Origin of the sequence: Butyrivibrio sp. AE3003 (assembly GCF_000686065.1) — a bacterium.
Lineage (GTDB): Bacteria > Bacillota > Clostridia > Lachnospirales > Lachnospiraceae > Butyrivibrio > Butyrivibrio hungatei_A.
In genome coordinates, this window is record NZ_JMLX01000001.1 from 1,587,634 (window position 1) to 1,609,483 (window position 21,850).

A 21,850-nucleotide genomic window follows, 5' to 3' on the forward strand; every position below is an offset into this window, starting at 1 on the left:
CAAGTAATTTATCTAATTGTCATCTTGCCAGTACGCTAGTAGCCGATTCATAGGTCCGGCTAATCAAAAGAGGAATTCACATGATTTACTCAAGTGTTAGCAGATGCTAACACTGCATATTTTATTATAGCACATTTTACATGTCAACGAATCAGAAGTGTTTTAGGGGTTAATGAGAAATAGTATCATTTTAGAGAGTCATAGTACTCCACTCAAAACTTCCTTAAGTGTATCCGCCGATGCCTTTAGCGCTTTCTTTTCCTCATCGCTGAGTCTGATGGGGACTGCACCCTCAACTCCGCTTTTTCCAACAATTGCCGGCATACTGAGTGCAACATCGTCTATTCCGAACTCGCCGTGTTGAATACTTGATACGGGAAGGATTGACTTTTCATCTCTTACAATGGCCTCACATATACGTCTTACACTCATTGCAATTCCGTAGTATGTTGCGCCCTTTTTCTCGATGATCTTATATGCACTGTTCTTTACATTCTCAGCAATCTCTTTCATTGATTTCTCATGTTCGAAATGACCTCTCATCTCACAGAAATCATTGAGCGGAATTCCCGATACGTTCGCACTGCTCCAAGCCGCGATCTCGCAGTCTCCGTGTTCGCCTATAATGCAGGCATGAACAGATCTGCTGTCAATCTTAAGATGTTCTCCGAGAAGATATTTAAGCCTTGCGGTATCAAGCACGGTACCTGAACCGAATACTCTGTTCTCAGGAAATCCACTGAGTTTTGCCGCCGCATATGTAAGTATGTCTACAGGATTAGCAACAATAAGAAGGATTCCTTCCGTGTTATATTTTGCAATCTCGGGAATGATGGATTTAAAGATTCCGACATTCTTTTTTACCAGATCAAGTCTTGTTTCGCCCGGCTTCTGCCCCGCTCCCGCAGTTACAACAACTACTGCCGCATCACCTGCATCCCTATAATCACCTGCATATATCTGCACGGGCTTGGCAAAAGGAAGTCCATGACTTATATCAAGTGCTTCGCCTTCTGCCTTTTCTTTGTTAACATCTATCAGCACCATCTCAGAAAACAAGCCGCTTTCCATAAGTGCAAATGCTGATGCCGATCCGACAAATCCACAACCTACTACCGCTACTTTTCTTTCATTTAATGTTGCCATGACGCACCTCCTTTTTACTGATATACTAAGCAATCTCAGATTTTCTGATAAGGTCATACATATGGAAGTTCTCTCCGCAATTTCTTACTCGGTCAAGCTCCATTCCAAGATATCTGTACCTTTCACTCTTATCCTTATCATCGGTGTCAAGAATTACAGAAATGCCTTTTTTATCCGCCATATCATATACATACCGGAGCATTTTCTTCATAAAGCCCTGCTTCTGGAACTCTTTTCTGACTACCAAAACTTCGATCTTAATGAATTTCTTTTTGGCTTTTTTCATTCTTGTTTCGATGGAATGACCATTAGAAAAGCATGCTGAAATGAACTCTTTCATCTTCTTGAATCCGCCGAGAGCTCTTTTCTCTGCAGATATCATCTTCATTCCGTCTACAAAGCCGACAGTTCCTACTCCCTCTCCCGAAAGCACCAAAAAGCCTTCTCTTTTCTCAGAAGTCGTGTACAAGATACCACTTCTGTAGGCAGCTCTGATAATTCCGCCAATGTATGTATACATACTTTCTCTATTTGGAATGAACTTTATAAGTCCTTGGTCTTCTTTGTTATATTCATAATCGTAAAATGCGTCAGCTATCTGCCTTGAGATAGCCTCAACTTCCGAATCAGACAATCCTGCAAGCTTAATCATTTTTTCCCTTTCTTGCAACAAGGTGCAGCCTAAACTTGGGCGCAGCTTCAAGCCCCGTGTAATGCTTATTCGGATTCTTTTCATAGAGTAATGAAATCATCGGTCCTGTTCCACATCCGCAATCAAGAAGATCATGATACTCCTCTTTATCAAGCTCAGATGCAATATATGGATAATCCTCCTTACACATTTCATATATTCCCGCTTTATCTGATTCATATATTTCAGCCGCCTGGGTAAACTCTTTTACTGTAAGATCTTTGTATTCTCTGTCTGTTCTCATTTTTCGTCACCTCACTTTTTGCCTATTAAAAGAGTAGAACCGGAAAGTCCCATCCATGAAGCTTCCCACTTGCTCATGAACATTCCGTTTGTCGTATCAACAAGTCTTACCTGCTCATAGCCCATATCTTTGAGTTTCTTTGCAAAGCTCTCCATATCTCCGTATTTGCTTTTAGACATAATGTCATGGATTGCGAAAGTTCCGCCTTTCTTAAGAGTCCTTAGTGTCTCAAGCAAGATTGCCTGTCTGTCCTTACTTGGAATATTATGATATACGTAATTGCTTGTCACCGCATCAAAAGTCTCATCGCCAAAATCAAGCTTCACAGCATCACCCTGCTGAAAGGTTGTATTTAAAACACCTTCTGCGACAGCATTGCTTTCGCATAGATTTTTGCTAAAAGAAGCATACTCTTTGCCCCATCTGTCTATTCCAATCATTTTTGCACCCGGATTTTTCCTGGCACATGCAATGGTAAGCGCCGCGCTTCCGCATCCGACATCAAGGCCAACACCACCGTCAGGAATAACCACATATGAAGACACTCCTTCAATTATCTGCTTTGACATCTGCCTTGTTCCATTGTAAGAAAAAGCTCTGTACATAAGAAACATCCATATAGTCATAAATGCACTCAGCACCGTAAGAACCAACAAAATCTTTCCGATTATTGTTCCGATTCCCACTAAGCAAGTTAACGCACATAACACTACTGTTGATATAAGCGCCCCTTTTATCATTCCCTTCGGCATCCAGTTTTTATAATTTGCTTTCATACTCTTCCTCCCTAACTAAACCTGTATCTTAAACATTTTTGTTAGGGCTATCTGTTACGATTTGATTCCATTTGGTTTCAGCTGTCCATATTACATGGACTGTATCAGCTAATGTTATCAAATTGTTATCATGGTGGTGTTATCACGCTAGGTTTTTTTTGAAACAACTGGTCTTCAGTTCCATATACGGTTTTGAAATCACCGATTTTTTCAAACCCGTATTTCTCATACAATCCCTGTTCACCGCTCATAATATAAATCCTCTCATAACCAATGGATCTGGCATAGTCCGAAGCGACATTAATCATTCGTTCAGAAACTCTCTTTCCTCTGCTTTTTTCATCAACAAAAACAAATCCAATAAATGGTGTATATGGGGCATCATCCGGCAATTCATCTTTCTTAGCAAAAGTACAATATCCGATGATTTCTTCGCCCTCACTAGCAACGAACACGCGCTCTGTTTCCGAGAACTCTTTGTTACGCATCATCTTGGCAAGATACGGTCCGGCCTTCCATGAACAGTTTTCCGCGAAGGAAATTGTTTTGTCCCAAAGCGGATGACCATATGTCATAACTGATATTTCCACGCTCATATGCTTATCCAAAACCTTTTTATTTTATCGCCATCAACATCGATGGTCTTCTCGTATACCCCGCCATTAGCAAGAATCGTTTTCTCGCTGGCATCATTTCCCTCGTCGCAGGTCACAAGCATCTTATTGATCCCGAGTTCTTTTGCCTTTAACTTGTCCAGGCGTAACATTTCCTTGGCATAGCCTTTTCTACGCTCGGAAGGACGAACCGAATATCCGCAATGTCCACCCCAAGTACCAAGGATGGGATGATCAATATGATGACGAAGATCTATTACACCAACAATTCTGTTATCCTTCTTCCTTATTGCCAGATAAGTATGTGAAGGAACTGTCGTTCCTACTTCTTCACATGTTTTTTCGTCTTTTCTAAGAAAACATATTCGGATTCATTCGTCAGCAGAACTACTTGAATCCAATGACATGCATCCAGCAAATTGATCTTCATTATCAGCATCTTTATCTATTATTTCCTGTCTGAACGCCCATAGATCCTCGGCATATTCCAGACTTGGTTCAACAAGTATGAGTTCATTCATAATTCTTTATCTAAGCTCCTCTATAAAATTCTGTATTCTCTGAGTCGCAATTTCATCCCGTGACAATTTACGCAACTCATCGCAAGTAACCCATTTGTAAGCAGATGTCTCGCCCTCTTGAAGGATAATGCTATCTTTATCGACGTCCGTATTGCATAAATAATCTACATAATATGTCTTATGACCATAATGCAGAACTCGACCGATTTCCGTAAGTTGCATGTCCTGCATCTCGTTTATTGTAAAATCCAATCTAAGCCACCTCTATTTTTCAGCAACTACATAGTCACCATTTTTATAATTTCTCATCGATTTACTGATTCTAAATCCCGCCTTTTGCATCTCTTTAACCAAGGTATGCATATAAAATCCTTATTCCCAAATATTTCTATTGCAGTGTCCCGACTTCTAGGCAAGGTACTAACGTATACTCGTTTTAGATTAAAAACAGGAATATCATAAGACATCCGCATAATTGGTGCCTTGTCATACTGAGTACAAGCCTTATCAAACTCACAGGAACTATACGTTCTTTCCCAGTCATAAGCAACTGGTCCATGTCGTATTATAATTACTTTCAAATATCAAAATCCCCCACTATTTCACAAGCCATGAGCCTGTCTTCTTAGATCCGATTCTTTCAATCACGCCCTCGTCCAGCAATTCCTTCATTAACATTTGCACCGCTCTTCTAGATTTGTTCATCATCTCTGACAGTTCTGCTTGCGTCAATGAAGGATTTTCTTTAAGAAGCAGCAATAGATGTTCTCTATCCGAGATCATGCTTTTCTGCGCTTTATCAAAAGCGTAGTTGAGATTCCACAACGTAAGGAAAGCGCAGAAAAACTCTAGTTAATTTATCTGCGCCTTTCATATCTTTTTTTTGCAATTGCAGTAAACTCTCCCGGAAGTTTCTCGTTCTCCCATGAAGGATGCTCATCAAAACGCTCCAAAGTAAATCCGCTCCCGATGATAGAATTGATGATCTCGCTGATTGTGTACTTCCTGTAATGGCATTTAGGGATCTGCTTACGGATCTCCTCATCGTAAAATCTTGCGTGCGCCATCTCACCTTCAAAGATATCTGTTGAGAAATAACTCATGGTTGGCTGCTGCAGCCCAAGTATATCGGAAATCTTAGTAAATGGATGGAAGTCACTGCAGATCATCTTTCCACCGGGTTTAAGCAATCCGTTCATAACATTCATAAAAACATCTATATCGTGGAAATAATGAAGGATTCCACCCTCCATAATGACAACATCAAAAAAGCCGGCATACTTGTCCATATCGATTTCCATGATATCACAAACTTCATAGCCAATGTTTACGCCTGCAGCCTCAGCTGTTTCCATGGCATATTTCTTATTGGCTTCGGATATATCAAATACTGTAACCTCTGCTCCCAAAAGAGCCAGCGGAATTGCTTTCTTGCCGCAGGATCCGCAGATATTAGCTACCTTGACGCCTTCAAAAGAATCAAAGTAGTTCGCATACTGCTTTAGCATCTTCCTGGGGTTTTCTTTATCCTTTGATGCTCTTTTCTCCGGAGTCCCAGCGGTTCTTACCCAAAAATCATATGCATCAAACTCCCACGCCTTTTTATGTTGTAGACTATATTCGTTCAAAACGACCTTCCTCCTGCGGTTTATTCCATCTACCAGCGGTTCATGTTCTTCTCACACTTCTCCAATCATCCAAAGTAGCTTGTTTTTACCAACTTCTGGAGAAATATGCTCCCATTTATCTTTGTACTTCTCTTGAAGCGCTTTCTGCATTTCAAGCATTTCGTTAATCCCAAAATCTGACATTGTATTATCCCCTTTTATAATTTCAAAACTGCTATAATCTCTTCTCCATCCATATCACCAGTTTCAATAAATCCAAACGATGCATATAACTCCTTCGCAATTTGATTCTCCGGTTCATAAGATAGCCAGCAATATTCAGCCGGTCCACATGGATAGGTCTTAATAAAATCCAACGCTAGTTTTACTGCTTGCCTACCATATCCTTTGTGCTGATAATTCTTATCTATCATCAATCGCCACAAGTTATAATTACCTGTAGCAACATCTGGTGCATCTTCCCAATAATCATCCTTATCAAATCCAATCATCAAAAATCCTACCGGAATATCACCATCATAGATTCCAAAGGGATAAGCATAACCACTGGCTGTAATAGCTGTGTATGCTTCAATGATACTTATCTCGTTACTAGCTACAAACTCCCTTTGTGAATTATTGACAGATAGTTTTAAAATGTTCCATACATTTTTACCATTTATTTTTTCTAGCCTTAACATTTCTTGCTCCCAATATTTCCCTAATTATTCTTCGTTTCCAGCTAAATTATGAACACGTTATGAAATGCAAAGCACCTGAAAAACATTCTAACAAATAGCACATACCTAAACAACAAAAACTGTAATACTGTCGCATATAAAGCAGGAGCTAAACCCATCTTTTTCCTCTGATATAAAATAACGGAAGCGTGACACGCTCCCGTTACAATAACCATACAAAAAAGCCGTAGCAAATGTATTGAATACATTCACTACGGCTCATTTTATGAACTGATTTATAGTTTGCTATTTACTCTAAAATAACACCATATTTTCAAAGTGTATTGTCATTTTATTGTCACTACACTTCCATACACCTCTCAAAACCTTGTAAATACTGGCTTTGCAGAAACGCTGGTATTATTCCAGCTCCCTAACTTAACCTGTACCTTAAACATTTTTGTTAGGGTTCTCTGTTGCGATTTGACTTCATTTGGTTTCAGCTGTCCATATCACGTGGACTGTATCAGCTAATGTTATCACGGGAGTGTTATCAACACCAATCTAAACTAATCCTAGATGCTTCTCAACCAAAGAAACTGTTTCTTCTACGCTTCTTTTGGTGTCTCGCTCAATCCAGAAATAGTTTCCTGACTTTATTTGCGCATATTTTTCTGCATTAAGCGAATATAGAGTTTCATTACAAGTTCTTTTCGCACTTTCAAAATCAGTCGCACTGTGTATAAAGTCACTGAACCCCTGATGATCCGGTCTATTGCAATAATCGTCAACCAAATCGGTCGGTTCTTTGATCATAAAAACTACTCTCGATGGATCTGACAATAAATCAGCCTGTTCTACTGTCAAATGGCAATCACAAATGACCTTTGCATTTTTAGAAAGCCTGATCAAATCCAACACCACAAAATCAAGTTGTTCGCGAGTATTAGCGATCAGCCAATTCCGATACTCTTCAACAGACCTTCCAAAGAATTCGTCAGCATCTGTAAAAGTCATATTCATAGCAGGCTGATGCTCAGCATTTGACAGCAACTGATGACTTGGGAACATCTCATCAATGTCATAAACTTGAATACCATATTTTTTTCCTAATGCTCTTGATACGGTAGTTTTTCCTCCGCATGGTGTTCCGGTGATAAAATATACGTTTTTTAAATACTCTTTAATTACATTATCTTGAAATATCATAATGCTCCTTTATTTATTAGTATGCTTTTTATGTACTTTATAAGCATGAAACTAATAATAAAGTCTCATGCTATCAGATATTTCTTAATCTCAAAAATGCCACCATAGTAGTATTCTCCCTTCATTATCATTAAATAATATGTCTATTGTAGATAATCACTATCTAAATATAGATATCACATTTCTCTTAAGCTTGCAATCTGATTCACCATATATTTGGCATAATCCTTTGCATGATTAGCACTGATTACAGCTGAGTATTGAGCTGCTTTTGTACAATCAAATGCCTCATTCAATGCCTCTTTATATTCAATACTGTTTATCAGCAAAACAATTCTTATAAACATATTAAGACAGCGAATTGCTGTATATTATCATTTTCGCCGCTTGTATTCTTTCTATTGCCACCGTCTAGACAGCGATACTGTTAATAGTTACTTTTCCGCTGCTTAGAACCCCCCTCATGGCTCATTTATTGCAGCGGAATATTTATATTTTAGGTTTCCGATGCCACAAGACAGCCTCATACTTCTTTTTCAACAGCGTGATTATTTAAAATGGGATTTTCGATGTCTGGAAGTTTCAACTCCTTCAAAAAACATCGGTATTTGAAAAAAGAAAGTTTTCGATGCCCCGCGAATGGGGGCATCGAAGAATAATACTAAATAAGATAATTTTACTGATACTCCGGATTTACACTAACGCTATAGTAAACCCGCGATTTGTCTAATAATTTCGTCACCTGCAAACCACCCGGTATTATTCCAGCTCCATACAAAATATCATCTATAGATTTCATGATATCACTTTTGTTAGCCATTGCTAACATTTCTCGAAAAAACAAAGAGCTGCTTTGCAACTCTTTGCTCGCTGATACGTAAAAGTATTATGCTGATCACAAACATGCTGCTTTCCATGTTTCCTCTTTAAATCCCGGAATCACTTCAGTATCTGTAACAAGAAGCGGTCTCTTTACCAGCATTCCGTCAGATGACAAAATATCCAGCATCTCATCATCACTCATATTCGGAATCTTTTTTGATAATTCCATCTCCCTATACAGAATTCCGCTTGTATTAAAGAACTTCTTGAGCGGAAGACCACTCTTTTCGTTAAGCTCTTTTAGCGTATTTTATCAGGATGCTGTTCTTTTATATCAAGGCTCTCATACTTAATTCCATTATCATCCAACCACTTTAAAGCCTTCTTACATGTTGAACATCTTGAATAGCAATACACTTTTATCATGACTCTTCCTCCGTAAATTCATAGCAGACTATACAAATAAATAATTCATCTGACGCATTCTTTCATAGCAAATAATTCTGACTCTATCAATTATTTCGTTGCTATAGCTATCACTCGGCACATTATCAAGAACCTCATCAACATCTCGCTTTATAAAATTAAATTCAATGTTTTGACCATATAATTTTTCAGCAATTTCAAGTTGTTCAAAAAAATCATCGCAAAAAGTTTTTGGCCTAACAGAATTTATCATCTCATATATATCTCCGCCAATCGGATAATCCAACGTAGTGTCGGAAAGGAGCCCTGCGCCTTGATCAAATATCGGGCATAATCTGTATTCACCTCTGTCGTTTACCAGTACTGCTATATTATGCGTATGCCTATCCTCATTCAGGAAAAGAGAATCTATAGTTATCATTTTTGACATGTAAGCGCCAAATTTCTTTAATCCTGTTACTCTCTCTGTTTCTTCTACCAAAGCTTTTAGTCTTTTTTCCTTATCGCTTATGGTATATATCATCGAGTTCAAACTTCTGCCATAGACATTTTTGAAAAGTCGCTCTAATGTAATAAGTTGCCATCTGTCCTTAAGGAAGTTTTTGCTTTTGACACCGTGAAAAACATTGCTCTTATATTTTATGTTTTCAAGATCATACAGCAAAAACTCCTCCTCACTTAATGACGATTTCATGATCAGATGGGATATAACATACTCCGCTAATCCTTCATACCCGGTGTAATCAGCCTTATACCATTCATCACCATTTCTCCATTTCAACTGATTGCCTTTTGAAGATTTATTATCTGTTTCAATTATTTCTTTTTCAAATAATTCAACCATTGAATTACCTTTCAATTACAATATGAAACTCATCCTCTTCCATGCGACCTCCCGTCTTCTCAACTATCAAAAACGGATCGTAAAAAGGAATGTCATACTCTTTAAGCACAAGTTTCATTTTATCTCGTGATTTAGGAAAACATCTGGATTCCAAGAATTCTTCATAATCAGAAAAAGAAGGATGCTCATTTTTTCCAAAAGCCCGATACAGTAAATTATCTGTATAATTCCTGATATATACACGTTGTTCAATCTCATTAACATCGATAACTGTGCAAAGCATATCGCGATAATAATACTTTAGTCTAATCGGTGTTTTTCTCTCCGGCAAAGTATATTCCTGTTCAATTTGAGGCATACGCCTTAATATCTCGATAATCAGGACTATCGGGCCTCTTATCGGTTCATTAGCCGATTCCCATCTCTCTACAGTAGGTTTGGAAACACCAACAAAATCCGCAAATTGTTTCTGCGTAAGCTTTAGAATACTGCGGATATTCTTTACCTCAGCAGAATCTGTGTATTTGGGAGTTATATATTCTTTTACCATATAATCACCTCTGATTATATTAAACCATCATTTTGATGGTTTTTCAAGACACTTTTACCATCATTTTGATGGCTTACACTTCTTCGCAAATATATATCCGTTTCTTTTTCGTCCAATCAAGGGCTTCTTTTTCATTGGCAAATTCTTTTCCGGTCGCAGAGTTGAACGCCTCAAGGTTAGTGATCTTTGCCATTATCACGGGATTGTCGGGAAGCACTTCTCCCATATCGAGTTTTCGAAGTTCGTCTTCCTTGTTCATTCTTCTGACGTAGTCATCGTCTCTGACACAGTAGATATCATATTTTTTCTGAATTTCATAATAACTTGGAATCCTGTCTTTAGAAAAATCGCATATCTTTTCAAAGCCCATCCAAGAATATATGGACTCATCGACAGGTAAAAGAAATATAAAAGGGATTTTCTCTCCCTTAAGAAGTTCAAATGTCTTTTCAAACACGCGGGTCATCTGCCCTCTATGTCGCATGCTCTTCTTTGTTGCAACCGCAACGACGTAATAACTTGAAACGACCGTTCCGCACAGATTTACAGAAAAAGGATTCAGGTGAAGCATCGATACGACTTCCCCACCCTCAAAGCTCACTATCATCCTGTTATCGAGGCACTTGTCAGAATAATAATAATCGACAAATTCTTTCGGATCGTCAAACGCCTCTTCGTACAACTTTCTCGTGTTTTCTTTTTCCGCATACTCAATTATCATATGTTATTCTCGCAAACTCTGTATTTTCTGGCAAAGCCTACAGGATTGTAACTCTCCTTGGCCTGCCGCAATCCTTCGAGTCCCATGTCGTCTTCTCTGTTTACAAGTTCCGCATCTTCGAAAGCGTTTAAAAGAAATTGCTGATTGATCATCTGATATATTCCGGGGATTTCAGGATTTCCTTTTTCTACACTGATAACCGCCATCTTTTCCCGACTGTTATATGAACCGATGGAAAACGCCTCAAGAACTTCATCGATAAAAATACCACCAATCCTGAAAGTAACTTTATCACAGTTTCTGAGTATATCTATAAGTCCGTCTTTTTCTGAAATAAGGGTTTCTCTACTCTCCGCGCCCTCGGAAAGCCTTGTATCAACCCATTCTTTCATAAATTCTTCAAGGAAATATTCATCAACACAGCACATGGTCCTGTATTCCCATCTGCCTTCATATTCCTTCATAAATTTATTTATCAGATTTCTCTTCTTTTGGAACTTTTTTCCCGCTAGATTTCTGAGCTCATCGGCGTCATACAGATAATCCTTAAGATCACTCTCCTCTTCTATCGTGAAGTCGGGATTGCAAAGAAGTCCCAAAGCCCGCATCGCATCTTCATCAGCAAGATCGATCCTTAGCGGACGCTTAAGTTCCTCATTAAAATACTCCCTTAGAAGCTCAAAATACTTGTGAATATCCTCTTCCCTGCAATAGGGCATTGCCGCGAAATATCCCTTGTCATCCTGCATCAATATGATCGCAGCCTCATCCTCAAGATATATTTGGGTATTATACAAGTCTTTCCAGAGATACGTATCAAGAACCGTACTGTCGCAGGTCTTGTTGTCTCTTAACGCGTATACCTCCGAAAGTTTTGCCGCTTCTTCAAATGTCGGTTTATGAAAATCAAGATTTTTTTCCATATGACCTTTCCGTTCCACGCATGCGTATTATAAATGTGCCGCAAGCTCCTCTCCGATATTGCTTTCCTTGATTCGGTTCTTTTTGTACCACACATATCTAAGCCATGCGGTAAATCCACTCATTGACCAGACGATTCCGACAGACCACCAGATTCCCCAGAGTCCGATAAACGAAATCTGTGTCAGAAGAACCGGAACTATAAATCTGCCGATAACCTCGACAATTCCGTTGAGCAGGGCAAAAAACGAATCTCCGAATCCGTTGAGTACACCTCTTACAACATATATCATTCCAAGCATAACATAAAAATAGCTTGTTATTCTAAGCGCCATCGCTCCCATTGCGATAACGGCTTCATCTTCAACAAAGATTCTTATGATAGCCTCGCCAAAAAACTGCATTATCGGAAGCATAGCCGCTGAAAAAATTGCCATCAGCATCATGCTCTTTTTATAACCTGCAGTAATGCGGTCATTCTTACTTGCGCCATAATTCTGTCCCGTAAATGTTGAAAGTGCGGCGCCGAGTGTCTGATACGGCTGATGAATCAGCTGTTCAATCCTACTGGTTGCGGTAAATGCGGCAACAGCTACTTTTCCAAATGAATTAACTACTCGCTGAAGTGCCATGCATGAGATTGCAATAAGCGAAAACTGCAGTGACAACGGAATTCCCAGCTTCAACACTTTCATAGAAATATTCATATCAACCTTAAGTTCATCACGCCTGATTTTGAAATACTCATTAAATTTCATGGCATAGATAAGACAACTGATTCCTGAGACAAGTTGCGCAATTACCGTAGCAACTCCCGCGCCGACCACGCTCATATGAAGCCCGCACACGAACAGCACATCAAGCGCGGTATTAAGAAGGCATGAAAAGATAAGGAAATAAAGCGGTGTCTTTGAATCGCCGAGTGCCCTGAGCATCGAAGATGCATAGTTATAAAGAGACACAAAAACAAGCCCCAGGCACATGATCCTAAGATATGCAACAGCATCTGACATTATCTCATCAGGTGTAGCAAGCATCTTTAAAATCGGTTCAGATAAAAGAAATGCAACTATACCGACGATAATCGGAAATACCAGCATAATATAACCTGTGTTGACAATGCAGCTTTTTATCTCATCAGTATCGCCTTTTCCAAAAAAACTGGGATGTTATTATTCCTCCGCCACTTCCGATTCCGTTGCACATGGCAAAAAACAGGAATGTTACAGAGCCGGTTGCTCCGATCGCAGCAAGTGCATCAGCGCCGACAAATTGTCCCACGATAACCGAATCCACCAGATTGTACAGCTGCTGGAAAAGATTTCCTATAAGCATCGGTATCGAAAATCGGATGATCAAAGAAACGGGGCTTCCTTCGGTCATATTAATTACTGATGATCTTTGTGCTTTCATTTCAAAACTTCCTTGTAATCAGAATAAAGAGTTGCCATACAACTCTTTGCGCGCCTTATCCTACATAACCAAATAGAAATTATATGCCCGTATTTTTTTCAATGCTTCTTATTTTCTGTTATGAAACATCTCAATTTTTGTCTTTTTCTTGCAAGTCGGACGCTGTTTTGCGCTTTCTGTGCAATGTAAGCGTCTGGCAAATAATCAGACAATACAGTGATATCCTTGTAAAAAAATCTCTTACTATATAAATTGAACACATTATGACATCATCAATCGTATATTTATAATTTTCCATCACGCCACGCCTTTCATTAAGCATCCAGTCAATATCAATATTCACAGCATTTATTATTTCCCATATCGAAGCAACCATAATGATATTTACCCATAATTTACGTTTTGAGCCTCGTATAAAAAAGAAATACACAGCAATTAACAGCATTATTGCAGGACAATATAAGGGTATATCACCTTCAAGACATATCGAAATATATTCCCATATACGATTTCTAAATGATCTGTTAAAAACCTCAAGCTGATTCCTAAAGTTGTAGCAAAACCAAAAGAAGCCATCGATCAAAAAAGCTAAAAAGTACGAAATCAAAACAATCCCGATTCTCTTTGGAGTCTGAATATCTTTTATCGCACAATATAAGCCATAAGAAAAAATTGCTATATATAACGCCTCTATCATATAACCAAAAATACTTCCAAAATCGAAAGTTCCATAATCAAACCTTTTAGGTCCCTGTATTCCATACCATTCCATTAGATACTGCATATGCTCTATAAACCGTAGCAAAACTATACTCATATATAGAGCAATCGTAACGTTGTTAGCTACCTTACTTTCAATAACGGGACTCTTTTCCACAACTTCCGGCATATCCTCGTCGGATAACAAACTATCGATACTAAGCCCCAGTATCCGGGCTATTCTCTTTGTCGTCACAAGATCCGGATAACGGTCGCCACGCTCCCAACGCGAGATTGACTGTCTCGTTACATATAATTGTTCTGCAAGAGCCTGTTGTGACAGCCCCTTTTCCTCTCTGGCTTTTTTCAGTTGTTCCCCAAACTCAACCATTTTAAACTTTTTTATTCCTCATCTTTTAATCAACTGTTTTCATTAAGATATGTTGTGACCCTGTTCTGAATAAAGTCTGCAACTTCCTCTGCTGTCTTTTGTCCGCCAAAAAATGCTGAAGTCTCTTCACTTACAATATCACAGATACTGCTGTCATTACATCCTTGCGTCTTGATAGAAAGAACATAATCATAAAACTTCTTTATCTCATCCTGAGTAAGTGGCTTCATTTTTATGAGATCCTGTTTGGATTGGTCATAAGCATAAGCCATTCTGTCATCATCACTTCTTTCCTTTAAAGCTTCCTGTAATTGCTCTTCAAATATAGGTTTTACAGTAGAAAATTTATCAAAATCTCCGCGCTGCGAAAGAAGCATATTTCTAATTAAATCATATATCTCATCCCGGTGGCTCGTACTGCTGTTTACAGCAAAAGCATCCCCACGTATCACCGCTATATTATCGCCGCTGTTATTTGGCAAACCGACAAACTCAATATCATCATGAAATACCATCTGCTTAAGCCTTACATAATCATCAATTCCATAAAATGTATGAATATCAAATAACGCTTCATCCGCCATATACTTATCGTCAATAAACAGATAATCTGCATCGGATCCTTTTAGTTCATCCGGAAACTTATTCATAAAATTCAAAAGATCGATAAATTCAGGTCCTTTAAAATTGCACTTTTTGTTTTTCCGATCAATAAACTTATCTCCATAAAATGGCCAAATATATTCAAAAGATGATTTTTTTAATTCTCCGAAAGCAATACTGTAATCAGTGCCCATACTTTTTATAAGATTGTCACAGTCCTGATATGTAAGAGATTTTTTTCCACCTGCAAACTTAGCCCTTACTATACTCGTTTCAAAATAGAACGAGGGCATAAATGAATAAGTATTGCCGTCAATCTTCACCATCTCAGCTATATTGGGAAGGATCTCTACATCCCCCAATGCTCCGTCTTTTTCAAAAGCAGGCGTCAGATCCATCAGTATTCCCTTATCGGCATAGTTCTTAAGCATATCTTCCGAAACGCTGAAAATATCAGGAGCTTTTCCTGATAATATATCAAGCTCAAACTGCTTTTGCGGATCCTCAGGATATAATTCGCAATAGTCGACTATTTTTATCATATACTTATCGCTTGATCTGTTGAATTGCACAATCTGACCATTAGAGTTGGAATCAATCCCCCAAACCGTTCCCAAAGTAATGATTGTCTTATCCACTACATCTTTTGGATCCACTTTGGTAAGTCTCACAAGCTCATCATAGTATCCTGAATCTGAACACAAACCGGCAATAAACTCATTATCGCTTAATGCTGTAGCCCTAATATCCGTCTGCCCACCCAATCCAACATTGGAATCGCTATAGTTAAGCAGCTTATCCAGTTTAGATGTCTTCATGTCATATTTATATACTCCGCTACCATCAAGTGGTGAAACATATAGATTACTTCCACCATCTGTAAAGAAAGTATATTGTGATTCGCTTCCTAAACCTTCAGGATTTTTCACGACTTCCTTTGTATCAAGATTAACCATATCCGCTTCAGATTCATTTATGTAATATATCAGCAATTGATTATCTGACACCTTAATAAGATCGGAGATGGTTCCACTTGCTTTTAATTCTACAAGCTTTTCGAAACCGTTTTTCTCATCATAGGTATAAATCCCCTTTGTCGTATGACAGATAAGACCATATTTTTCATGCCATGTAATCGCCATAACATCGGAACCTTCTTCGGAAGAATCTTTCGTAGCTTCTTTGGTAAGGTCCAACCTATACAGTTCTTTTCCTGATGCATCATACTTGATAAGATAATCTGTATCTTCCTCTGAGTCTTCAGATTCTATCCTTTCCAAGCACCTTATATAAACGTTTCCGTCATTATCAAACGCAGCTGAAGATGTAAAGCATTTATTCTCTGATTTAATGTCAAAAGACTTGGCATCCGATCCATCCGGATTAAATGAAACGAATCTACACTTTCCATTATCTGTCTGAGCAATAACCTGTATTCTATCATCTTTCCTATCGATAACAGCGACTTCTTCGCCATCTTCAAGGATACCTTTTATATCTTCCTGTTTAAAAATATGCTCCTTATCAATCTTTTCTGCTTGAGCCAAAGCCTCTTTTCCTCCGGCCTTAACCATATCGTCTTTTTGGCCGCAGCCTGACGTTGTTATACAAAATGTAAACGCCAGCATACCGCTTAGTACTCTTTTCAATATTTCTGTTTTCCTCATCTACTTTCCCCTTAATAATCTCTTTTTGTACCATCTGATTACGCGTACGATGTTTCTTAAGTATCTCTTAACACCAAAAACATTACAAGAATTCGCATAAAAATAAGGTGCACCAATATGGTGCACCCCAGTAAATATCTGCGTTTCAGTTATATATACTTGATAAAACAAAAAATTCATCTAAATAAATAACACATAGTAATGTGGCAGTATTATTTTCGCACCTGACACCCCATTCCTATTGGCTATTAATTTGTATGCCTTATCGGGCGAATACTCTTTTATATAATTATTAAGTGAAACCGATGCCTTATTTCCAGCCTTCACCTCTATCGGTACTACCTCTCCATCTTTTTCAATAAGAAACTCCAATTCATGCTCATCATCAGGTTTATAATAATGGAGATTATAGCCGCGTTTGATAAGACATTCAGATATTATATTTTCATAAATGCCACCTTTAGCATTTCCCTTAATTGTATTGTTAAGTATTGCCCGCTTGGTTTCAAATCCGTACATACAAGTCAAGAGCCCTGTGTCATTTATATACAGTTTGAACTGTTCAGGCTTCTCGTTTGCCATAAGCGGAATATACGGTTCAGAAATATTGTAGCAAGCATTTACCAAGCATGAATCTTTAAGCCACTTTACGCTGCCTCCGAATTTTCGACTGGTCTGTCCTTTTTCAACCGTTGAATACTGAAATTTTTTTAATTCTTTAGCCAATTGTCTCGGAATCGCGTCATAGCACATTCTAACCAACTGCTTTTCTTTTCCCTTTGCATGTTTAGTAATATCATCCTGATATAGCGCGATGATATTATTCTGAATGTCCATAACTCTGTTAAAATCTTTGTTTATAGCGAAATCCATGACCACTTCCGGCATTCCGCCCACAACAATAAATTCCCTAAAAAGCTCTTCAAATTTATTATGGATACTTTCAGGAATCTGCACGTCAGATTCCATATATTCCTTAAGCTCATTGATCACATCCGAATCATATCCATAAGCCCACAAAAACTCTTCAAAATCCAGAGAATACATTACAAGTTGTGTTTCATATCCAACAGGAAGAGAAGCAGGTTCCTCAACTTCATCGTCATCATCCTGCCCATAAGAAAGTCCCAATAATGATCCGGATGCAATAACATCATAGCGCATCTCTTCTGCCAAAAATTTCAGAGCAGTGCGCGCATTACCACAGCACTGAATTTCATCCAAAAAAACGAGCGTATTTCCGGGTATAAGCTTTATTCCCGGAATATTCGCAGTCATTCTTTTAAATATCTCTTCAGATGATAACTCACCATCAAATATCTGCTTTAACTGCTTTTGTTTAAAAAAATCTATGCTGATAAAAGACTCATATTCTTTTTCTCCAAACTCTCTTACAATAAAAGATTTTCCAACCTGTCTGGCGCCTTTTATTAAAAGGCATTTTTTTAATTGTTCTTCACGCCTTTGTCTTTTCCAATTCAATAGTTCCGCATATGCTTTTCTTTTTAACATAAGCACCATTTCTCCTTCGATTTTTACACCTTGATATTACAGCATTTTCCTAGTCTTCGTCAATATCAATGCATAAAATCGGGGTGCTATTTTATAGAAAATTGCATAAAATCGGGATGCTTTTTTCTTGAAAAATACATAAAATCGGGATGTCTATTTTTCTTTTATACTCGCAAGAACATCATCGCTCATATCGTAACTATCCCCAATTACGAAAAACACAAATAACCAGACAAACAAAAATACTCCCAAGAACAAATGATAAACACCTATAATATTTCCAAACAATAAAATCAATGCTGACATACCTATATTCCTCCCATGATTCTTCAAAAAAATATATTCAACATAAATTCTGCTTTTTAGCTTTCAAAGAAGTTATCTTCAGTATCTTTTTCAGCCGGGAATATTACAAGCAACGCATCGGAAAATGGGCGCTCCAATATGGTGACATGCGGTAAAATCAAGGTTTCAGCGTCACATTTTATGTTGCTTTTTCAAAAAAGGAATGGCACCTGCTTTTTTAAAAAGAAAACGCCACAGAAAATCCTCTTAGGAAATTCTGTGGCGTTTTCTCATTGCACCGTGGCTTCCACAAGCTGCTCTTCGCTGCTTAGATCCATAGCCATTCTGCGCTTTCTGTACAAAGTGTATGTCTGATATATGACCAGAGCCGAAAATGCTATACCAAGCATAAAGCCGGCTATTATTTCATTTACATTCCCAACAGCCTCTCCAAGGGTAGCCGTTGAGTAATTCGCTGTATAAAACTTTTCCATCTTAAATCTTTTGAAAAATGTGATAACAGTATCAAGTTATATGCCCGAATTTTTTTTGAATGCTTCTTATTTTCTGTTATGAAACATCTCAATTTTTGTCTTTTTCTTGCAATTTCATAGCTGTTAGTCTCTTCCTATATAAAACATTCGACTGATAGACAATCAAAACAAATACCGCAATTCCAAGCACAAAATCTGCTGCTGTCTCTCTGGCAGTTGTTGTGACCATTGACGCTGCCGGGAAAAACATTCTCGCTTTGCTTATGTCATGGTACGTATTCAACATATTGCCGATTATACCGACAATTGAGATTACTGTGAACATATTTACCCATACTTTACGATTATTTTCGCGTATAAAAAAGAAATATGATGCAAGCGCTCCAATTCCGCCCGGAACAGTAGCCCGCATAAGTTCAACCACTACTTTCCTAAGCCACCGCATACTATCCGGGGCTCCGTCAATCATAGAAGCATAAAACGATCCAAAATAATCGATTACTATAATCCCATCAAGCAAAAACAATGTAATGAAATAGCTCATCATCATCACACCTATTTTTTTAGGTGTTAACGTATCTTTTATTGCGTGATATAAAGCAAATGAAAAAACAATGACATAAACTATATATCTCAGAATAACAATTCTCTCATCAACGGAACCCTGCATATAGTTCATCGGCCTCGATTCAGACAAAGATTTAAATGACTGAATAAAAAATATCATTGCCCTCTCAGCTATTTTTATAAAAAAAGATATAACTACAACGGCATATAGTGCAATTACCATATTATTTACCGCTTTATTTTCAACTACCGGATTTCTTTCCGCCACTTTAACCATCTCCTTTCCGGACAGTAGAGTATCAAGGCTCACATCCAGAATCCGAGATAGATTTTTTGTTGTAACAAGATCGGGATAACGCTCTCCGCGTTCCCAACGTGAAACTGATTGCCTACTCACAAACAATTGATCCGCAAGAGATTGCTGCGTCATCCCTTTCTTTTCTCTCGCTATTCTTAGTTGCTCGCCAAATTCTACCATATATAAAAAATTCCTTCCAAAAAATCTATATTCTCATCTGCGCAAGATGTTGAAATCAGTATCTCTTTTCCCATTATATTATACAAGCACCACCTGAAAAAAGGATGCACCTATATGGTGCATCCGGATAAATACTGCATTTGCAGCACATTCATAAGTTTAGTTCACTATCAAATTCTTGGTCCAATAACCCCGTCCCCCAGGGTCATTTCTTCATCAAAAATATCTACATAACCTTTCAGCGAAAGTGCTTTTTGCCGAAGTGTCTTGGAATGTCCCCACACCAAGATGTGGGATTTTCCTTTTCCGTTCTTGGCTTCCTGAATGAGATTGGCTGCGGCGCTGTTTCCGTCAAAGGCAACGACCATCGATGGTCTTCTCTCAAATATCTCATAGTTAAAGCTCTTGTAAATGCCCATTCCCTGAGTCTCCGTAGAAACCCGAATCCTGACATTATAAGAAAGAAGCATATCTTTTTCCTTCTCGGTGATCATGGCGGGAACAACCGCATATACAATAAAATTCTTCTTGTTGTTATCAAGAAGGTACTTTTCATATCCGGACAGCTTATGTCCTATGACAAAGCAGACTTCCTCAGGACTAAGCTTATCCATAAGGGCATCAAGCTGCGCAGCACCTTCCTTGGTAACTCTTGTAGCTCTGTTCTCTGTATTAAAGCTGCCTCCAAGAAGCACGACCGGGAAATGTGACCAGGAAATTTCTCTTATGCGATCCTTGAGTTCTTTATTGGCATCGAGTAAAAGATCTTTTGAAGAAGGTCTCTTTTTCGATATCTTAACGGCTTTCATCTTCTCAAGAAGCACTTCTTCCATATCCCTGTCTTTTATAAGAGCATTGAACGCTTCTTTCTTGGCCGCGTAAGATGCTCTGCTTATCTCTATTATCTCTGTCTCCGCCTGTTTCATTAGGCTAATGTCGTTATCAGAAAGTCCCAGCATCTTAACAAGTGAAAGCTGCTCGTCCACCGAATTTGTTCCGTAAAGAGCCGCTCCGTCGGTTCCCTGAACACACTTAAGCCCCTGTTTCAGATATTGCTTCAAAGGGTGCTTATCAAGTGAATTAAGGTTATTAAGTCGTACGTTACTCGTAAGCTGGAACTCAAGAACCACGCCGTTTTCCTTAAGCTGTTTAAGGACTTCTTTTCCCTTCTGAGACCTCGGGCTGTAGGTATATAGACCGTGTCCAAGTCTCATACGCGGCATCTGCTGTCCGGGAGCAAGTGATTCTCTTACACACTGTATGCTGTGCGAGATGTTATCTTTCTGGCTGTCGTTCTCTCCCGCATGAACTCTTATAACAAACGAAGGATCTTTGGCCGCGATCTTCACTATCTCTTTAAAAGCGGGCTTCAAAGTTATAATGTCATTTATCTCTTCTCCAACAAAGTCGCATCCCGCCACATACGGATCAAGTGCCGTTGCTTTCAGAACTTCGAGATTCTGCTCAAGATAATTTGCCGGAGTTACCGCATCTTTAATGATCGTAAGCGGTATCCTTCTCATAGCGGCAAGAAATCTGATCATGACTCCCGTCTCTCTGTGTATGCTCGGCATAACCTCGTGCACCTGCCTTAGCATATCGATCGACTCATATTTTTTTACAAGAGTCGTGTCGCTTATTTCTGCGTAGTAGATGCCCTGCCTTTTGTAGTTTCTTGCAATCCACAGGAGCTTATCCTGAAAAAGAGTATTGTGACAGTATTCTTCCGTTTCTTTGTCCATCAACATCTTTTCCAAAGCTCTTTTCACATCTTCGTCGGGAATCTGGGAAACGCTGTGAATATCTATCTTTTCATCACATTCTTTTCCCTTGGTAAAGATATATCTGTAAATGTAAACCTTCTCAAGATTGGTAAAAACGGCCTGTCCGTCCTTGATAACGGCAAGAGAGCCTCTGATCTTAACAATGTTCAGCTCCGCGTCATTTAAGTTATTAAGGATAAGATCCG

28 protein-coding genes and 1 pseudogene are annotated in these 21,850 nt (G+C 38.5%); 1 reads left to right on the plus strand and 28 read right to left on the minus strand.

What is annotated here, in order from left to right:
• Positions 1 to 198: 198 nt before the first annotated feature.
• The 28 genes and pseudogenes from CD00_RS0107595 to CD00_RS20650 form a co-directional block, all read right to left on the minus strand.
• Complete coding sequence (locus CD00_RS0107595) at positions 199 to 1,146, minus strand: L-lactate dehydrogenase (RefSeq protein WP_026655426.1); 948 nt, start codon at positions 1,144 to 1,146, stop codon at positions 199 to 201.
• 25 nt (positions 1,147 to 1,171) lie between these two features.
• Positions 1,172 to 1,798, minus strand: a complete 627-nt coding sequence (locus tag CD00_RS0107600) for a GNAT family N-acetyltransferase (RefSeq protein WP_026655427.1) — start codon at positions 1,796 to 1,798, stop codon at positions 1,172 to 1,174.
• On the minus strand, positions 1,791 to 2,081 hold the full coding sequence (locus tag CD00_RS17635; RefSeq protein ID WP_185750412.1) for a class I SAM-dependent methyltransferase: 291 nt from the start codon (positions 2,079 to 2,081) through the stop codon (positions 1,791 to 1,793). The genes CD00_RS0107600 and CD00_RS17635 overlap by 8 nt, the downstream gene beginning before the upstream one ends.
• 11 nt (positions 2,082 to 2,092) lie before the next feature.
• The gene (locus tag CD00_RS0107610; protein WP_026655428.1) at positions 2,093 to 2,857 is read right to left on the minus strand and encodes a class I SAM-dependent methyltransferase; all 765 of its coding nucleotides are present in this window, start codon (positions 2,855 to 2,857) and stop codon (positions 2,093 to 2,095) included.
• 128 nt (positions 2,858 to 2,985) lie between these two features.
• Positions 2,986 to 3,447 carry a GNAT family N-acetyltransferase gene (locus tag CD00_RS0107615; protein WP_026655429.1) on the minus strand — a complete coding sequence of 154 codons (462 nt, stop codon included), beginning with the start codon at positions 3,445 to 3,447 and terminating at the stop codon, positions 2,986 to 2,988.
• A 2-nt stretch (positions 3,448 to 3,449) separates the two neighbouring features.
• The gene (locus tag CD00_RS20635; RefSeq protein ID WP_330365434.1) at positions 3,450 to 3,842 is read right to left on the minus strand and encodes a GNAT family N-acetyltransferase; all 393 of its coding nucleotides are present in this window, start codon (positions 3,840 to 3,842) and stop codon (positions 3,450 to 3,452) included.
• The gene (locus CD00_RS20640; protein WP_242827171.1) at positions 3,843 to 3,992 is read right to left on the minus strand and encodes a hypothetical protein; all 150 of its coding nucleotides are present in this window, start codon (positions 3,990 to 3,992) and stop codon (positions 3,843 to 3,845) included. It lies immediately after the preceding gene.
• A 6-nt stretch (positions 3,993 to 3,998) separates the two neighbouring features.
• Entirely contained in the window at positions 3,999 to 4,244 is a 246-nt protein-coding gene (locus CD00_RS17645; protein ID WP_185750413.1) for a hypothetical protein, read from the minus strand.
• A 345-nt stretch (positions 4,245 to 4,589) separates the two neighbouring features.
• Positions 4,590 to 4,775 carry a winged helix-turn-helix transcriptional regulator gene (locus CD00_RS17650; RefSeq protein WP_034462027.1) on the minus strand — a complete coding sequence of 62 codons (186 nt, stop codon included), beginning with the start codon at positions 4,773 to 4,775 and terminating at the stop codon, positions 4,590 to 4,592.
• A gap of 74 nt (positions 4,776 to 4,849) precedes the next feature.
• A complete protein-coding gene (locus CD00_RS0107640) occupies positions 4,850 to 5,620 on the minus strand; it encodes a class I SAM-dependent methyltransferase (protein ID WP_026655430.1) in 771 nt (256 codons plus the stop codon).
• A gap of 51 nt (positions 5,621 to 5,671) precedes the next feature.
• Positions 5,672 to 5,803 (minus strand): hypothetical protein, encoded by a 132-nt coding sequence (locus CD00_RS20875; RefSeq protein WP_034462412.1) that lies wholly within the window; start codon positions 5,801 to 5,803, stop codon positions 5,672 to 5,674.
• Between the two features lie 14 nt (positions 5,804 to 5,817).
• On the minus strand, positions 5,818 to 6,300 hold the full coding sequence (locus CD00_RS0107650; RefSeq protein WP_026655432.1) for a GNAT family N-acetyltransferase: 483 nt from the start codon (positions 6,298 to 6,300) through the stop codon (positions 5,818 to 5,820).
• Between the two features lie 543 nt (positions 6,301 to 6,843).
• Positions 6,844 to 7,488, minus strand: coding sequence for an AAA family ATPase (locus tag CD00_RS0107655; RefSeq protein ID WP_026655433.1), 645 nt, complete (start codon positions 7,486 to 7,488; stop codon positions 6,844 to 6,846).
• A gap of 176 nt (positions 7,489 to 7,664) precedes the next feature.
• Complete coding sequence (locus CD00_RS20395; RefSeq protein ID WP_155841151.1) at positions 7,665 to 7,835, minus strand: hypothetical protein; 171 nt, start codon at positions 7,833 to 7,835, stop codon at positions 7,665 to 7,667.
• Positions 7,836 to 8,383: 548 nt separating this feature from the next.
• A pseudogene (locus tag CD00_RS21375) lies at positions 8,384 to 8,736 on the minus strand (arsenate reductase family protein).
• A 28-nt stretch (positions 8,737 to 8,764) separates the two neighbouring features.
• Positions 8,765 to 9,580 (minus strand): hypothetical protein, encoded by an 816-nt coding sequence (locus tag CD00_RS0107670; protein ID WP_026655434.1) that lies wholly within the window; start codon positions 9,578 to 9,580, stop codon positions 8,765 to 8,767.
• Between the two features lie 4 nt (positions 9,581 to 9,584).
• Positions 9,585 to 10,130 carry a helix-turn-helix domain-containing protein gene (locus tag CD00_RS0107675; RefSeq protein ID WP_034462029.1) on the minus strand — a complete coding sequence of 182 codons (546 nt, stop codon included), beginning with the start codon at positions 10,128 to 10,130 and terminating at the stop codon, positions 9,585 to 9,587.
• A 73-nt stretch (positions 10,131 to 10,203) separates the two neighbouring features.
• Positions 10,204 to 10,851, minus strand: a complete 648-nt coding sequence (locus tag CD00_RS19250) for a GNAT family N-acetyltransferase (protein WP_026655436.1) — start codon at positions 10,849 to 10,851, stop codon at positions 10,204 to 10,206.
• A complete protein-coding gene (locus CD00_RS0107685; protein ID WP_026655437.1) occupies positions 10,848 to 11,774 on the minus strand; it encodes a DUF2156 domain-containing protein in 927 nt (308 codons plus the stop codon). Before CD00_RS0107685 ends, CD00_RS19250 begins: the two co-directional genes overlap by 4 nt.
• 27 nt (positions 11,775 to 11,801) lie before the next feature.
• The gene (locus CD00_RS17670; RefSeq protein WP_242838933.1) at positions 11,802 to 12,872 is read right to left on the minus strand and encodes an MATE family efflux transporter; all 1,071 of its coding nucleotides are present in this window, start codon (positions 12,870 to 12,872) and stop codon (positions 11,802 to 11,804) included.
• 37 nt (positions 12,873 to 12,909) lie between these two features.
• On the minus strand, positions 12,910 to 13,185 hold the full coding sequence (locus CD00_RS20645) for an MATE family efflux transporter (RefSeq protein ID WP_242838934.1): 276 nt from the start codon (positions 13,183 to 13,185) through the stop codon (positions 12,910 to 12,912).
• A gap of 130 nt (positions 13,186 to 13,315) precedes the next feature.
• Entirely contained in the window at positions 13,316 to 14,275 is a 960-nt protein-coding gene (locus CD00_RS19255; RefSeq protein ID WP_051594122.1) for a helix-turn-helix domain-containing protein, read from the minus strand.
• A gap of 29 nt (positions 14,276 to 14,304) precedes the next feature.
• The gene (locus tag CD00_RS0107700) at positions 14,305 to 16,545 is read right to left on the minus strand and encodes an extracellular solute-binding protein (protein WP_026655438.1); all 2,241 of its coding nucleotides are present in this window, start codon (positions 16,543 to 16,545) and stop codon (positions 14,305 to 14,307) included.
• 180 nt (positions 16,546 to 16,725) lie between these two features.
• Positions 16,726 to 18,057, minus strand: a complete 1,332-nt coding sequence (locus CD00_RS0107705) for an ATP-binding protein (RefSeq protein WP_026655440.1) — start codon at positions 18,055 to 18,057, stop codon at positions 16,726 to 16,728.
• Positions 18,058 to 18,210: 153 nt separating this feature from the next.
• Entirely contained in the window at positions 18,211 to 18,363 is a 153-nt protein-coding gene (locus tag CD00_RS20150; protein WP_155833766.1) for a hypothetical protein, read from the minus strand.
• Between the two features lie 269 nt (positions 18,364 to 18,632).
• Positions 18,633 to 18,836, minus strand: coding sequence for a hypothetical protein (locus CD00_RS0107715; protein WP_026655441.1), 204 nt, complete (start codon positions 18,834 to 18,836; stop codon positions 18,633 to 18,635).
• Between the two features lie 88 nt (positions 18,837 to 18,924).
• On the minus strand, positions 18,925 to 19,881 hold the full coding sequence (locus tag CD00_RS19260; RefSeq protein WP_051594123.1) for a helix-turn-helix domain-containing protein: 957 nt from the start codon (positions 19,879 to 19,881) through the stop codon (positions 18,925 to 18,927).
• 170 nt (positions 19,882 to 20,051) lie between these two features.
• A complete protein-coding gene (locus tag CD00_RS20650) occupies positions 20,052 to 21,623 on the minus strand; it encodes a hypothetical protein (RefSeq protein WP_242838935.1) in 1,572 nt (523 codons plus the stop codon).
• 54 nt (positions 21,624 to 21,677) lie between these two features.
• Between CD00_RS20650 and CD00_RS20655 the strand changes: the two genes are divergently transcribed.
• A complete protein-coding gene (locus tag CD00_RS20655; RefSeq protein WP_242838936.1) occupies positions 21,678 to 21,830 on the plus strand; it encodes a hypothetical protein in 153 nt (50 codons plus the stop codon).
• Positions 21,831 to 21,850 lie beyond the last annotated feature (20 nt).

What these genes read in the sequence shown, in the direction of transcription:
- CD00_RS0107595 (WP_026655426.1), bottom strand. Translation starts at nt 1,146, where the DNA reads ATGGCAACATTAAATGAAAGAAAAGTAGCGGTAGTAGGTTGTGGATTT.
- CD00_RS0107600 (WP_026655427.1), bottom strand. Translation starts at nt 1,798, where the DNA reads ATGATTAAGCTTGCAGGATTGTCTGATTCGGAAGTTGAGGCTATCTCA.
- CD00_RS17635 (WP_185750412.1), bottom strand. Translation starts at nt 2,081, where the DNA reads ATGAGAACAGACAGAGAATACAAAGATCTTACAGTAAAAGAGTTTACC.
- CD00_RS0107610 (WP_026655428.1), bottom strand. Translation starts at nt 2,857, where the DNA reads ATGAAAGCAAATTATAAAAACTGGATGCCGAAGGGAATGATAAAAGGG.
- CD00_RS20640 (WP_242827171.1), bottom strand. Translation starts at nt 3,992, where the DNA reads ATGAATGAACTCATACTTGTTGAACCAAGTCTGGAATATGCCGAGGAT.
- CD00_RS17650 (WP_034462027.1), bottom strand. Translation starts at nt 4,775, where the DNA reads ATGATCTCGGATAGAGAACATCTATTGCTGCTTCTTAAAGAAAATCCT.
- CD00_RS20875 (WP_034462412.1), bottom strand. Translation starts at nt 5,803, where the DNA reads ATGTCAGATTTTGGGATTAACGAAATGCTTGAAATGCAGAAAGCGCTT.
- CD00_RS0107650 (WP_026655432.1), bottom strand. Translation starts at nt 6,300, where the DNA reads ATGTTAAGGCTAGAAAAAATAAATGGTAAAAATGTATGGAACATTTTA.
- CD00_RS0107655 (WP_026655433.1), bottom strand. Translation starts at nt 7,488, where the DNA reads ATGATATTTCAAGATAATGTAATTAAAGAGTATTTAAAAAACGTATAT.
- CD00_RS20395 (WP_155841151.1), bottom strand. Translation starts at nt 7,835, where the DNA reads ATGTTTATAAGAATTGTTTTGCTGATAAACAGTATTGAATATAAAGAG.
- CD00_RS0107670 (WP_026655434.1), bottom strand. Translation starts at nt 9,580, where the DNA reads ATGGTTGAATTATTTGAAAAAGAAATAATTGAAACAGATAATAAATCT.
- CD00_RS0107675 (WP_034462029.1), bottom strand. Translation starts at nt 10,130, where the DNA reads ATGGTAAAAGAATATATAACTCCCAAATACACAGATTCTGCTGAGGTA.
- CD00_RS19250 (WP_026655436.1), bottom strand. Translation starts at nt 10,851, where the DNA reads ATGATAATTGAGTATGCGGAAAAAGAAAACACGAGAAAGTTGTACGAA.
- CD00_RS0107685 (WP_026655437.1), bottom strand. Translation starts at nt 11,774, where the DNA reads ATGGAAAAAAATCTTGATTTTCATAAACCGACATTTGAAGAAGCGGCA.
- CD00_RS17670 (WP_242838933.1), bottom strand. Translation starts at nt 12,872, where the DNA reads ATGCTGGTATTTCCGATTATCGTCGGTATAGTTGCATTTCTTTTATCT.
- CD00_RS20645 (WP_242838934.1), bottom strand. Translation starts at nt 13,185, where the DNA reads ATGAAAGCACAAAGATCATCAGTAATTAATATGACCGAAGGAAGCCCC.
- CD00_RS19255 (WP_051594122.1), bottom strand. Translation starts at nt 14,275, where the DNA reads ATGGTTGAGTTTGGGGAACAACTGAAAAAAGCCAGAGAGGAAAAGGGG.
- CD00_RS0107700 (WP_026655438.1), bottom strand. Translation starts at nt 16,545, where the DNA reads ATGAGGAAAACAGAAATATTGAAAAGAGTACTAAGCGGTATGCTGGCG.
- CD00_RS0107705 (WP_026655440.1), bottom strand. Translation starts at nt 18,057, where the DNA reads ATGTTAAAAAGAAAAGCATATGCGGAACTATTGAATTGGAAAAGACAA.
- CD00_RS20150 (WP_155833766.1), bottom strand. Translation starts at nt 18,363, where the DNA reads ATGTCAGCATTGATTTTATTGTTTGGAAATATTATAGGTGTTTATCAT.
- CD00_RS0107715 (WP_026655441.1), bottom strand. Translation starts at nt 18,836, where the DNA reads ATGGAAAAGTTTTATACAGCGAATTACTCAACGGCTACCCTTGGAGAG.
- CD00_RS19260 (WP_051594123.1), bottom strand. Translation starts at nt 19,881, where the DNA reads ATGGTAGAATTTGGCGAGCAACTAAGAATAGCGAGAGAAAAGAAAGGG.
- CD00_RS20650 (WP_242838935.1), bottom strand. Translation starts at nt 21,623, where the DNA reads ATGGACAAAGAAACGGAAGAATACTGTCACAATACTCTTTTTCAGGAT.